Source organism: Rhodococcus sp. A14 (assembly GCF_011603105.1).
GTDB classification, from domain to species: domain Bacteria; phylum Actinomycetota; class Actinomycetes; order Mycobacteriales; family Mycobacteriaceae; genus Rhodococcus_F; species Rhodococcus_F opacus.
Genome location: NZ_JAAOQS010000029.1, coordinates 33,928 through 45,865, shown reverse-complemented (window position 1 = coordinate 45,865; position 11,938 = coordinate 33,928). Strand labels below are relative to the sequence as shown.

The 11,938-nt window shown below is 65.7% G+C and carries 13 protein-coding genes and 4 tRNA genes; 14 read left to right on the top strand and 3 right to left on the bottom strand.

All coding sequences use genetic code 11. The features are described 5' to 3' along the window. Nucleotides 1-31: 31 nt before the first annotated feature. A complete protein-coding gene (locus G9373_RS17430) occupies nucleotides 32-730 on the top strand; it encodes a demethylmenaquinone methyltransferase (protein WP_037204242.1) in 699 nt (232 codons plus the stop codon). Between the two features lie 3 nt (nucleotides 731-733). Here G9373_RS17430 and G9373_RS17425 read toward each other — a convergent pair whose 3' ends face one another. Next, nucleotides 734-1,996, bottom strand: a complete 1,263-nt coding sequence (locus tag G9373_RS17425) for a geranylgeranyl reductase family protein (RefSeq protein ID WP_133984980.1) — start codon at nucleotides 1,994-1,996, stop codon at nucleotides 734-736. A 129-nt stretch (nucleotides 1,997-2,125) separates the two neighbouring features. Here G9373_RS17425 and G9373_RS17420 point away from each other — a divergent pair, with 129 nt between their 5' ends. Together G9373_RS17420 and htpX are read left to right on the top strand one after the other, a co-directional pair. Then, nucleotides 2,126-3,181, top strand: a complete 1,056-nt coding sequence (locus G9373_RS17420) for a polyprenyl synthetase family protein (RefSeq protein ID WP_005571705.1) — start codon at nucleotides 2,126-2,128, stop codon at nucleotides 3,179-3,181. Between the two features lie 144 nt (nucleotides 3,182-3,325). Then, nucleotides 3,326-4,186, top strand: coding sequence for a zinc metalloprotease HtpX (gene htpX / locus G9373_RS17415; protein WP_005252087.1), 861 nt, complete (start codon nucleotides 3,326-3,328; stop codon nucleotides 4,184-4,186). Between the two features lie 68 nt (nucleotides 4,187-4,254). Here the strand turns inward: htpX and G9373_RS17410 are convergent, their stop codons facing one another. Beyond that, nucleotides 4,255-4,746 (bottom strand): YajQ family cyclic di-GMP-binding protein, encoded by a 492-nt coding sequence (locus G9373_RS17410; protein WP_005252088.1) that lies wholly within the window; start codon nucleotides 4,744-4,746, stop codon nucleotides 4,255-4,257. A gap of 198 nt (nucleotides 4,747-4,944) precedes the next feature. Here G9373_RS17410 and G9373_RS17405 point away from each other — a divergent pair. The 11 genes from G9373_RS17405 (at nucleotide 4,945) to rplA (ending at nucleotide 9,890) form a co-directional block, all read left to right on the top strand. Further along, nucleotides 4,945-5,027 (top strand) — tRNA-Tyr (locus G9373_RS17405). Between the two features lie 347 nt (nucleotides 5,028-5,374). Beyond that, a tRNA-Thr gene (locus G9373_RS17400) sits at nucleotides 5,375-5,447 on the top strand. A 45-nt stretch (nucleotides 5,448-5,492) separates the two neighbouring features. After that, nucleotides 5,493-5,565 (top strand) — tRNA-Met (locus G9373_RS17395). Between the two features lie 61 nt (nucleotides 5,566-5,626). Continuing rightward, nucleotides 5,627-5,794, top strand: a complete 168-nt coding sequence (gene rpmG / locus G9373_RS17390) for a 50S ribosomal protein L33 (RefSeq protein WP_005252089.1) — start codon at nucleotides 5,627-5,629, stop codon at nucleotides 5,792-5,794. Nucleotides 5,795-5,883: 89 nt separating this feature from the next. Further along, the gene (gene hadA, locus G9373_RS17385) at nucleotides 5,884-6,447 is read left to right on the top strand and encodes a (3R)-hydroxyacyl-ACP dehydratase subunit HadA (protein ID WP_037204239.1); all 564 of its coding nucleotides are present in this window, start codon (nucleotides 5,884-5,886) and stop codon (nucleotides 6,445-6,447) included. Beyond that, complete coding sequence (gene hadB / locus G9373_RS17380; RefSeq protein WP_005252091.1) at nucleotides 6,434-6,859, top strand: (3R)-hydroxyacyl-ACP dehydratase subunit HadB; 426 nt, start codon at nucleotides 6,434-6,436, stop codon at nucleotides 6,857-6,859. The genes hadA and hadB overlap by 14 nt, the downstream gene beginning before the upstream one ends. 184 nt (nucleotides 6,860-7,043) lie before the next feature. After that, nucleotides 7,044-7,116 (top strand) — tRNA-Trp (locus tag G9373_RS17375). A gap of 31 nt (nucleotides 7,117-7,147) precedes the next feature. Continuing rightward, nucleotides 7,148-7,600, top strand: coding sequence for a preprotein translocase subunit SecE (gene secE / locus G9373_RS17370; RefSeq protein WP_005258268.1), 453 nt, complete (start codon nucleotides 7,148-7,150; stop codon nucleotides 7,598-7,600). Between the two features lie 58 nt (nucleotides 7,601-7,658). Beyond that, nucleotides 7,659-8,522 carry a transcription termination/antitermination protein NusG gene (gene nusG, locus G9373_RS17365; RefSeq protein ID WP_167116015.1) on the top strand — a complete coding sequence of 288 codons (864 nt, stop codon included), beginning with the start codon at nucleotides 7,659-7,661 and terminating at the stop codon, nucleotides 8,520-8,522. Nucleotides 8,523-8,581: 59 nt separating this feature from the next. Next, nucleotides 8,582-9,016: a 50S ribosomal protein L11 gene (rplK, locus tag G9373_RS17360; RefSeq protein ID WP_005252095.1), complete on the top strand. Its 435-nt coding sequence runs from the start codon at nucleotides 8,582-8,584 to the stop codon at nucleotides 9,014-9,016. Nucleotides 9,017-9,173: 157 nt separating this feature from the next. Further along, the gene (gene rplA / locus G9373_RS17355; protein WP_005252097.1) at nucleotides 9,174-9,890 is read left to right on the top strand and encodes a 50S ribosomal protein L1; all 717 of its coding nucleotides are present in this window, start codon (nucleotides 9,174-9,176) and stop codon (nucleotides 9,888-9,890) included. Nucleotides 9,891-9,955: 65 nt separating this feature from the next. Here the strand turns inward: rplA and G9373_RS17350 are convergent, their stop codons facing one another. Continuing rightward, nucleotides 9,956-11,575, bottom strand: a complete 1,620-nt coding sequence (locus tag G9373_RS17350; protein WP_065492030.1) for an MFS transporter — start codon at nucleotides 11,573-11,575, stop codon at nucleotides 9,956-9,958. Between the last annotated feature and the right edge of the window lie 363 nt (nucleotides 11,576-11,938).

Genomic DNA, 11,938 nt, shown 5'->3' with positions numbered 1-11,938 from the left:
GGCGCCGGGCGCGGTTGGTAGCGTTTCGGGCGTGGCAACTACACACGGTTCGCGGGCGTCGCTCGAAAAGGATCCGCACGAGGTCGCGTCGATGTTCGACGGCGTCGCGAAGCGCTACGACCTCACCAACACGATCCTGTCGTTCGGTCAGGACCGCAGTTGGCGGAAGGCGACGCGCTCGGCCCTGGCACTGAAGCCGGGGGAGCGCGTTCTCGACCTCGCGGCGGGGACCGGGGTCTCTACCGTCGAGCTCGGACGGTCGGGTGCCTGGTGTGTGGCCACCGACTTCTCCAAGGGGATGCTGCAGGCCGGCAGTGGACGCCACGTCCCGATGGTCGCGGGCGACGCGATGCACCTGCCCTACGCCGACGCCGTGTTCGACGCCGCGACCATCTCCTTCGGGCTGCGCAACGTCTCCGACTTCGACGCCGGTCTCCGCGAGATCGCCCGCGTCACCAAACCCGGCGGGCGCCTCGTCGTGAGCGAGTTCTCGACCCCGGTGTTCGGGCCGTTCCGCACGGTCTACATGGAGTACCTGATGAGGGCGCTGCCGCGGGTCGCGCGCGCCGTCAGCAGCAACCCCGACGCCTACGTGTACCTCGCGGAGTCCATCCGCGCCTGGCCGACCCAGCAGGAACTCGCGCAGCGCATCGAGGCCGCCGGGTGGCGGAACGTGCAGTGGCGCAACCTCACCGGCGGCGTGGTTGCCCTGCACCGCGCCACCCGCTGAACGTCAGCCGAACAGCGGTCGCGAGTCGACCTTCGTCGACAGCAGACCGGACGCCCGCCACGCGCGGGCGGTGAGGTCGCTGTCCTCCTCGGTGACGAGGTTGCCCATGACCCGGACCGCGATGGTCATCAGCGCACGGGACCGCATGGCCACCGGACCGGACGCGGGCAGAACCCGGGGGACGGTCAGCAGCCCGGCGAGTCGCCGCGCCACGGAGAACGCCCGGCCGTACCGCTCCCGGAGGATCGCGGGCCACAGCTCCGTCAGGTCGTCGGCGTCGAGGATTTCCGCGACCAGGCGACCGCCTTCGAGCCCGTAATCGATGCCCTCGCCGTTCAGCGGATTCACGCACGCCGCCGCGTCGCCGATGATCGCCCAGTTCCGGCCCGCGATGTGCGACACCGCACCGCCCATCGGCAGCAACGCAGACGCCACCGCGCGCAGCTCGCCGTCCCAGTTCCATTCGTCGCGCCGCTGCGCCGTGTACAGGTCGAGCAGCGGTCGCAGCGGACCCGGGGCCGGACGTTTGGCGGTGGCCAGTGTGCCGACGCCGATGTTCACCTCACCGGTGCCGAGGGGGAATACCCAGCCGTAGCCCGACTGCAGCGTCCCCGCTCCGTCCCGCAGCTCGAGGTGCGAGGTGATCCACGGGTCGGCGCTGCGGTCGGTGGCGATGTAGGCGCGGGCGGCAACACCGTAGGCCGTGTCCCGGTGCCATTCACGGCCGAGCTGCTTGCCCAGTGTGGACCGGACGCCGTCCGCGACGATCAGCGTCCGGCAGCCGATGGTGTGGGTTCCGTCGGACGTCTTCAGCGTCACCGCCGTTACCCGGTCGCCGTCCCGTTCGACGCCGATTGCCTTGGCGCCCTGCACCATGACGGCCCCGGCGTCGACGGCGGTCGCACGGATCCTGTCGTCCAGCTCGGTGCGGGCGACGGCGCTGCCGACCGCCGGGAACGACCTGCCCGGCCACTCCAGTTCGAGCTCCTGACCGAACCCGCTGAGCCTCAGCCCGCGGTTGGTTCCTTTCGACCGCACCCAGTCGCCGAGACCGAGATGGTCGAGCTCGGCGACGGCACGCGGAGTGAGTCCGTCGCCACACGTCTTGTCGCGGGGAAACACCGCCGCGTCGGCGAGAACCACGTCACGACCCGCGCGGGCCGCCCACGCGGCAGCCGAGGAACCGGCCGGACCAGCACCGATGACCAGGACATCGGTGGCGGTGGGAAGCGGGGATCCCGCGGGCGACTGTTCTGCTGCGACCACACCTACATCCTGTCAGGCTTCGCTATGCGACCGCGGCGAGGCCGACGGGCAGCGGAACCGCTAGGTTCACTACCGTGGTAGCCGAGCCGCCACCGACGGCGCGGGAACCGAGCCGTCACTGACGACAGGATGGGTACTGAGAACGTGAGCACCGAGGGCGCAGCACACACCGCTGCCGACGCTGTAGTGGGCACTACGGTCGCCGGGATCGATCTCGGCGACCCGCAGCTCGCTGCCACGGTCCGTGAAGGACTGAAGGAAGTCGAGGAACTGCTGGTCAGTGAGCTCTCCGACGGGGAGGACTTCCTCACGGAGGCGGCGTTGCATCTCGCGAAGGCGGGAGGCAAGCGTTTCCGTCCGCTGTTCACGGTGCTCACCGCCCAGCTCGGGCCGAAGGCCTCCGACCCGTCGGTGGTCACGGCGGCCACCGTCGTCGAGCTGGTCCACCTCGCCACGCTGTACCACGACGACGTGATGGACGAGGCGTCGATGCGCCGCGGTGCACCCAGCGCGAACTCGCGGTGGGGCAACAGCGTTGCGATCCTCGCCGGCGACTATCTGTTCGCGCACGCGTCCCGTCTCGTCTCGACGCTGGGACCGGAGGCGGTGCGCATCATCGCCGAGACGTTCGCCGAACTCGTCACCGGCCAGATGCGCGAGACGATCGGGCTTCGCGGCGAGCAGGATCCGGTCGAGCACTACCTCAAGGTCGTGTGGGAGAAGACGGGCTCGCTCATCGCGGCGTGCGGACGCTTCGGCGGCACCTTCTCCGGCGCGGACGCCGACCACGTGAAGCGGCTCGAACGCCTCGGCGACGCCGTGGGCACCGCCTTCCAGATCTCCGACGACATCATCGACATCTCCTCGGTGTCCGCGCAGTCCGGCAAGACACCCGGAACCGACCTGCGTGAGGGCGTCCACACGCTGCCCGTCCTGTACGCGCTGCGCGACGAGGGCCCCGACGCCGATCGCCTCCGGGTGCTCCTCGACGGCCCCGTCACCAACGACGACGACGTCGCGGAGGCGCTCGCGCTCCTCGAACGGTCGCCCGGCATGGCCGCCGCCAAGGCGAAGCTGGAGGAGTTCGCGGTCCAGGCGCGCGCGCAGCTCGCCGAGCTGCCGCAGGGCCCCGCCAACGACGCCCTCGTGAAGCTCGTCGATTACACGATCGAGCGCGTCGGCTGAGCCGTATCGTCAGTATCTGAACTCGTCTTCACCCGATTTCTCGTCGTCCGTGCGGGAACCGTCCCACCACCGTGTTTCGTTGAATGATCAAGATCCCGAAACTCGTGCGACGTGATCGGGTGTCAACGACAAGGAAGGCGTGACGTGCGCTACGCAAACGGGGCGAAGACTCTGGTTCTGTTGGTCGGCATGTCGGCGCTGATCGTGTTCATCGGCGCGCTGTTCCGCAACCCCACCATCCTGCTGCTGGCGATCGTGTTCGCGGTCGGAATGAACGCGTACGTGTACTTCAACAGCGACAAGATGGCTCTCAAGGCCATGCACGCCCAGCCGATCACCGAAGTGCAGGCCCCGGTCATCTACCGCATCGTCCGGGAACTGGCCACCACCGCGCACCAGCCGATGCCGCGGCTCTACATCAGCCCCACGTCCGCGCCCAACGCTTTCGCCACCGGGCGCAGTCCGCGCCACGCCGCGGTGTGCGTGACGAGCGGCATTCTGCAGATCCTCAACGAACGAGAGTTGCGGGCCGTGCTTGGACACGAGCTGTCGCACGTCTACAACCGCGACATCCTGATTTCCTCCGTCGCCGGCGCCATGGCCGCCGTCGTGTCGGGACTCGCGAACTTCGCCATGTTCGCCAACATGTTCGGCGGGCGCGGCGGGGGACAGGGCGCCAACCCGATCGCGCTGCTCCTCGTATCACTGCTCGGGCCCATCGCCGCGACCGTCGTCAAACTCGCGGTGTCCCGGTCCCGGGAGTACCAGGCCGACCAGTCGGGCGCAGAGCTCACGGGCGACCCCCTGGCGCTGGCGTCCGCGCTGCGGAAGCTGGAGCAGGGCACTCAGGCAGCACCGCTGCCGCCGGAGCCTCAGCTCGCCGCGCAGTCGCACCTGATGATCGCCAACCCATTCCGCACCGGCGAGAAGATGAGCCGGATGTTCTCCACCCACCCGCCGATGGCCGACCGGATCGAGCGGCTCGAGCGCATGGCAGGCATGTAGGCGGCTTCGCCGCCCGTGCGCCTTTCTGGTCGTTCCTACAACCAGAAAGGCGCACGGGTGCGGAGCGCCTACCGGTAGTTCACGAACTGCAGCGCGATCCCGAAGTCCTCACCCTTCAGCAGGGAGATCACGGCCTGCAGGTCGTCGCGCTTCTTGCTGCTCACCCGCAGTTCCTCACCCTGGATCTGCGCCTTGACGCCCTTGGGGCCCTCGTCGCGGATCTTCTTGGTGATCTTCTTGGCGTTCTCCGTGGTGATGCCCTGGACGAGGCTGCCGGACAGCTTGTAGATCTTTCCGGACTGCGCCGGCTCGCCCGCGTCGAACGCCTTCAGGGAGATGTCACGCCGGATCAGTTTCTCCTTGAAGACGTCCAGGGCGGCGAGCAGTCGCTCCTCGGTGTCGGCCGTCAAGGTGATGGTTTCCTCGCCGGACCATTCGATCGATGCTCCCGTGTTCCGGAAGTCGAACCGGGTCGACAGCTCCTTGCCGGCCTGATGCAGGGCGTTGTCCACCTCCTGACGCTCCACCTTGCTCACCACATCGAAGGACGAATCAGCCACTTCACACTCCCGGTTTCGTCTAGTTCTCCCCGCCGCGACCCGGCAGGGGGCTCGCCGAATGCCGACGAGCAGATTCGACGCTATCGGTTCGCAACCGCCCGTATCCACCCGGTTTGCAAAACGGGGGGCCGTTCGTTGTATTCTTCTTTCCGCAGCGGAGAGCGATTTCGCATTGATTTCGCGCTCCTCGTGCAACCCGGCAGATTGCCCGAGCGGCCAATGGGAGCGGACTGTAAATCCGTCGGCTTATGCCTACGTAGGTTCGAATCCTACATCTGCCACACACAGAACCCCGGTGAGCGACAGCTCACCGGGGTTCTGTCGTTCGTGGACGAAACTGGGCGCCCACGCATGCGGCGATGCCGACCGGATCGTCGGCGACATGGCCCGACGCGTCGCATGCACCTCTTCGGACGCGAACGCTGGGACCGGCCGAAGGTACGGCCGCCCGGCTGGACGGACTTCGGCGTGCTCCCCGAGCTCGATCGCAGGTCTCGAGCACGGCCACCAGCGGAACTGTCGGGTGCACCGACTTGTGAAAGCCGCTGACCAGGCAATTTGGTTCTGGACGCGAACTCTGTGTAATCTCGTCAAGGCTTCAGCGCGCAGCGATGTGCGAGCGAAGCACGCCCCCTTAGCTCAGTCGGCAGAGCGTTTCCATGGTAAGGAAAAGGTCAACGGTTCGATTCCGTTAGGGGGCTCGCTGGATTGAAGTGGAGCGCCTAGTGCGCGACACTCGACACCGAGGCGGTGTAGCTCAGTTGGTAGAGCAAACGACTCATAATCGTTGCGTCGCCGGTTCAAGTCCGGTCACCGCTACACAATATGCATGATCCACCCTGATTGTTCGTAATCAGATTCACCCGAAAGAAGGCATCCCGTGGCCTCCTCGACTGACGTTCGGCCCAAGATCACTTTGGCCTGCGAGGTATGCAAGCACCGCAACTACATCACCAAGAAGAATCGGCGCAACGACCCCGATCGCCTGGAGATCAAGAAGTTCTGCCCGAACTGCGGAACTCACCAGTCGCACCGCGAGTCCAAGTAACACGGTCCGGAACTAGGACTGCGTTCGCGAAGGGAGTCCTCTAGGCTGCCCTCACGCGCTGACGTCAAGGGTAGAAGAGGTTCTTTCGCGTGACTGACACTGTGACAGAGACAGAGGCCTACGTGCCCGCGGCTGTTCCTGCCGATCCTGCCGCGCACGCACTGGCGATGGTCGGGCACCACTACCGCGTCGACGACTTCTACGAGGTCGGACGCGAGAAGGTGCGCGAGTACGCGCGTGCCGTGCAGGACTGGCACCCCGCTCACCACGACGAAGAAGCCGCGAAGGGCCTCGGTTACGACGGCCTCCTCGCTCCTCTGACGTTCATCTCGCTTGTCGGCATCATCGCTCAGGGACGCCTCTTCAAGGAGATCGTCACCGGTTACGATCCGAGCCAGATTCTCCAGACCGACCAGCGGCTCGAGTTTCACAAGCCGATCAAGGTCGGCGACCGTCTGGTCTGTGACGTGTACCTGGAGTCGTTCCGTCAGATGGGCGGCAGCGACATCATCGTCACCAAGAACATCGTCACCGATCAGCACGACGACCTGGTCCAGACCACTTGGACGACGCTCGTCGCGCGTACCGGCGGCGAGGTCGACGAGAACATCGCTCACGCAGTCAAGGACGTGATCATGCATGGCGCTTCGTAAGTTCGAGGACGTCTCGGTGGGTGAAGAACTCCCCGAGCGCATCGTGAAGCTCACGCGTGGCGACCTGGTCAACTACGCGGGCGTGTCCGGCGATCCCAACCCGATCCACTGGAGCGACGAGGTCGTCAAGCTCGCCGGTCTGGACAACGTGATCGCGCACGGAATGCTCACCATGGGTCTCGGCGGCGGATTCGTCACGTCGTGGCTCGGCGATCCGGGTGCGGTCAAGGAATACAACGTTCGTTTCACGAGCTCGGTCTACGTCCGTGAGGACGAGGCCGCGCAGGTCGAGTACACCGGTAAGGTGAAGTCGCTCGACGAGGAAAGCAAGACAGCAGTAGTCGCGATCGTGGCGCGTTCCGAGGGAAAGAAGATCTTCGGTCGCGCCACCGCAACGGTCCGTCTGGCCTGACAGCCGGGTGGATTGGGTTTGTTCCGGGGCTTTGAAGTACACTGAGATTTCTGGGATTACTCAGCGCTGCGCGCTGCCCTACGGTGCTGTACGGCCGGCAAGGGTGGCGCGCGTGTCATGTAATCACAGAGAGGTCGGTCAAGAATTGGTTCGAGGCTAGTTTCGGACCAGGTCTCCCGACCAAAGGGGCGTAGCTCAACTGGCAGAGCAGCGGTCTCCAAAACCGCAGGTTGCAGGTTCAAGTCCTGTCGCCCCTGCCCCCGGATGCCAGCGACTGAGAGGAACGACGTGAGCGAGGAGCGCGCCAAGCGCGACGGCGACACTTCAGGGTCGACGCGCCCGGACGGTGCCGACGACACTGCGGCCGACGCCACCACCACGCGTTCCGCCACTCCCTCGGGAAAGCCCAGCGGTAAGCGCCAGGGCCGTCGTTCACCGGCAGGTACCGAGGTCGCCGCGAGTTCTGTGAAGTCACCGGAACTCTCGAAGTCGGACACGACCACCAAGGTCAAGCCGGCGAAGAAGGATCGCGCCGACACGCCGCGCAAGGAAAACATCTTCAAGCGCCTGCGCCGGTTCCTCCGCGAGGTCATCGCCGAGCTGCGCAAGGTCATCTGGCCCAATCGCAAGCAGATGATCACCTACACCAGTGTCGTCCTGGTCTTCGTGGTGTTCATGGTGACGTTCATCGGCGTGTTGGATCTGGTGGTCATCAAGGGCGTCACCTGGTTGTTCGGTTGACGGAATCCGCCCCGGTGGATCCGAAGTATGTGAGTGACGAGAGGAAGCGAGTGCCCCAGTGAGCACCCCCGAGAACGACACGAATGAGGCTTTGGCCGAAGAGCGTGTTTCTGCCGAGGCGGCAGCCGAAGTGGATGTCGAGGCTGCCGAGGAGGGCACCGAAGCCGCGGAAATCGACGGTGACGACGCCGAGGACGCCCCGGCTGACGAGATCGCCGCGGACGAGGCGCCCGTCGACGAGGCTGGGACCGCCGACGAGGCTGGGACCGCCGACGAGGCTGTGGCCGCCGAAGAGCCCGAGGATCCCGTTGCGGAACTCAAGGCCGCTCTGCGCCGTGCACCCGGTGACTGGTACGTCATTCACTCCTACGCGGGCTACGAGAACAAGGTCAAGGCCAACCTCGAGACCCGTGTCCAGAACCTCGACGTCGGCGACTACATCTTCCAGGTGGAAGTTCCCACCGAAGAGGTCACCGAGATCAAGAACGGCCAGCGTAAGCAGGTCAACCGCAAGGTTCTGCCCGGCTACATCCTGGTCCGCATGGATCTCAACGACGAGTCCTGGGGAGCCGTGCGCAACACGCCCGGCGTCACCGGATTCGTCGGTGCGACGTCGCGTCCGTCCCCGCTGACCCTCAACGAGGTCATCAAGTTCCTGCTCCCGCAGCAGGAGCAGAAGAAGCAGGCCGCCGCGGCAACCGTCTCGGCGGGGGAGACCGGCGGAGAGAGCTTCGCGAAGCCGCTCATCGAGGTCGACTTCGAGGTCGGCGAGTCGGTCACCGTCATGGACGGCCCGTTCGCCACGCTGCCCGCCAGCATCAGCGAGGTCAACGCCGAGCAGCAGAAGCTCAAGGTCCTGGTCTCGATCTTCGGTCGCGAGACCCCGGTCGAGTTGTCCTTCACGCAGGTCGCGAAGATCTAGCGCCACATACTTGCACTGCAGTAGCAAGAAACACACCCAGCAAGAAATAGGAAATCGAGATGCCCCCCAAGAAGAAGAAGCTCGCAGGGCTCATCAAGCTTCAGATCCAGGCCGGTCAGGCTAACCCTGCACCGCCCGTGGGTCCCGCGCTTGGTCAGCACGGCGTGAACATCATGGAGTTCTGCAAGGCCTACAACGCGGCGACTGAGTCCCAGCGCGGCAACGTGGTGCCGGTCGAGATCTCGGTCTACGAAGACCGGACCTTCGATTTCAAGCTGAAGACCCCTCCGGCTGCCAAGCTGCTGCTCAAGGCTGCAGGCGTGCAGAAGGGCTCCGGCGAGCCGCACAAGACCAAGGTCGCTTCCGTGACCATGGACCAGGTGCGCGAGATCGCGAAGACCAAGCAGGAAGACCTCAACGCGAACGACATCGAGCAGGCCGCGAAGATTATCGCCGGCACCGCACGCTCGATGGGTATCACGGTCGACGGCTGAGTCAGCCCTGATCGATCGGCGGCGTCACCGTCGGCGATCTACTGACGGCACCGCCGTCGAAGAAAGCGTGGGAGGGCCGGCCAGGCCCAGACCACTACTGAACCATTCACCATCGCAGACGAGACACACACTGCGGTGAGAAGTTAGGACAGAAGAAATGGCAAAGCGCAGCAAGGCGTATCTCGCCGCCGCTGAGAAGATCGACTTCGACAAGCTGTACAGCCCGCTGCAGGCTGCGAAGCTGGCGAAGGAGACGTCGTCGAGCAAGATGGACGCGACCGTCGAGGTTGCAGTCCGTCTGGGCGTCGACCCCCGCAAGGCGGACCAGATGGTCCGCGGCACGGTCAACCTGCCGCACGGCACCGGTAAGACCGCCCGCGTCATCGTGTTCGCAGTCGGAGAGAAGGCCGCCGAGGCCGAGGCAGCTGGAGCCGACGCCGTCGGTGCCGAGGACCTCATCGAGCGGATCCAGGGTGGATGGCTCGATTTCGACGCCGCCATCGCGACTCCCGATCAGATGGCCAAGGTCGGCCGCATCGCCCGCGTCCTCGGACCGCGTGGCCTGATGCCGAACCCGAAGACCGGCACCGTGACGGCTGACGTCACGAAGGCTGTCGCGGACATCAAGGGCGGAAAGATCAACTTCCGCGTCGACAAGCAGGCCAACCTGCACTTCGTGATCGGCAAGGCATCGTTCGACGACGCCAAGCTGGTGGAGAACTACGGCGCCGCGCTGGACGAGATCCTGCGTGCGAAGCCGTCCTCCGCGAAGGGCCGCTACGTCAAGAAGGTCACCGTTTCGACCACCACCGGCCCGGGCATCCCGGTGGACCCGAACCGCACCCGCAACCTTCTCGAGGATGCCGACGCGTAAGTCACGCTTCACACAGTTCGGCCGGTACGGAAATCTTCCGTACCGGCCGAACTGCTTTTCCGGGTTCAGTCTTCGTCGGCGGTTCCCGATTCGGACTTCGTTCGCCACGCCAGCATCACGGAGTCCGTGCGAGCCGGCGCCCAGGGCATGAAGATCGCGACGACGAGCGCGCAGACCACCACGGCGCCCGCCGCGACGAGCGACGCAGTGTGCGAGCCCTGCAAGACCGTCGTCTTCATGGTGAGGATGAGATTCTCACGTTGCTGTTCGAGGAACGGCGGGATCTCCCGTTTCCGGATCTCGAGCACACTCAGGACCGTCGCGCGTGCGAACCCCTTCTCGTCGTCGTTCATCAACGCGGCCGGAATCCGGTCGAGCAGTGGACTCATCGTCGTCGCGTAATACGACGCGACGATCGATCCGAGCACGGCGACACCGAGCGTTCCGCCGATTTCCCTGGTCGTGTCGTTCACGGCCGAGCCTGCTCCCGCCTCGTCGAGGGGCAGCGACGCCATGATCGATTCGGTCGCGGGCCCCTGCACGATGGCCAATCCGAGCGCCATCGACACCATCGACGGGAGGACGTCCGTCAGGTAGCTGCTGTCGACGGCCACCTGACCGCCGAGGTACAGGCCGACCCCGGTGAGGAGGAGGCCGAACACGATGACCGGGGTCGTGCCGATTCGCTGCGCCAGAAGTGTGGCGACGGGGGCGCCGACCGCCACCGACACCGCGAACGGCAGCGACGCGACACCGAACTCGAACGGCGTGTACTCCCGGACGCCCTGGAAGTACTGCGTGATGAGGAACAGGAAGCCGAACATCGAGAAGTACCCGATGGCGATCGCCAGGGCGGGCAGGGAGAACCTGCGGTTGCGGAACAGCCGCAGGTCGAGGATCGGGTGCTCGGTGCGCAGCTCCCAGAGGACGAATCCGATCAGGACCGCGATCGAGAGGGCGACGGCGCCCAACGTGACGGATGACGTCCACCCGTGGTGAGGGGCTTCGATGATGGCCCACACGAGGACGGTGATTCCGGTGATCGAGGCGGCGATTCCGACGAGGTCCATCCGTCCGATGACGGAGGCGCGCGATTCCGGCACCAGGAGCAGCGTCGCCGCTGCCGCGCCCACGGCGATCGGCACGTTGATCCAGAAGACGGAGTGCCAGCTGAAATGCTCGAGCAGCCACCCGCCGGCCATCGGCCCGATGGCGATCGCGAATCCGGCCATCGCGGTCCAGGCGGCGATGGCCAGCGCCCGTTCCCGCACGTCGGTGAAGATGTTGATGACGAGGGCGAGGGTCGCGGGGAAGACGGCGGCCGCGAAGACACCCATCGCCGCCCGGGCCGCGATGACCTGCCCCAGACTCTCGGCGTTGGCGCCGGCGACCGACATGAAGGCGACGCCGATCAGGCCGATGACCATGACGCGGCGACGACCGTAGCGGTCGCCGAGGTTGCCGAACGCCAGGAGCAGGCCTGCGAACGTCAGCGTGTAGGCGTCGACGACCCACTGCAGGCCGCTGACACTGGTGCGGAGTTCGACACCGATCGACGGGAGGGCGACGTTGACGATGGTGTTGTCGAGCACGACCAGCAGTTCGGCCAGGCAGATCACGGCAAGCGCGAGGAAGCGGCGCGTCCGGGACCCGGCCACGACGGCCCGGGCTTCGAGGATTGTCATGACCAAAAGCTAGCCCATATATGTAACGGCGCGTAACAGGTAATTCGATGCAGCTTCAGTCTTTTGAACCACACCGCGGCCATGGAGTGACGCCGATCACTTCCGCGAGGCGGGTCGCGGCCACGATTTGGCGGTTGTGCAGGCCATGCCGTAATCTGTCCTGCGGAGTTCAATGCAGTATCTGAACTTCACCCCAAATCATGTTCTACCCAAGACCGTTGGTGATCGCGCCCGCAAGGGTGTGATTGAAAGTCCGGGAATGTCCGGCGGCCCACGCAGGAGGACGAGGTAGGGGGATGCGTATCGGTTGTGGGCTAGCGCCCTGGCCGTATCGTTTCCTTTCACGCCCCGTGTGCCCTGCAC

Bases quoted from the DNA above. Each gene is read 5' to 3' on its own strand.
- G9373_RS17420 (WP_005571705.1), top strand. From the start codon at position 2,126: ATGGGTACTGAGAACGTGAGCACCGAGGGCGCAGCACACACCGCTGCC.
- hadB (WP_005252091.1), top strand. From the start codon at position 6,434: ATGGCGCTTCGTAAGTTCGAGGACGTCTCGGTGGGTGAAGAACTCCCC.
- rplK (WP_005252095.1), top strand. From the start codon at position 8,582: ATGCCCCCCAAGAAGAAGAAGCTCGCAGGGCTCATCAAGCTTCAGATC.
- rplA (WP_005252097.1), top strand. From the start codon at position 9,174: ATGGCAAAGCGCAGCAAGGCGTATCTCGCCGCCGCTGAGAAGATCGAC.
- G9373_RS17350 (WP_065492030.1), bottom strand. From the start codon at position 11,575: ATGACAATCCTCGAAGCCCGGGCCGTCGTGGCCGGGTCCCGGACGCGC.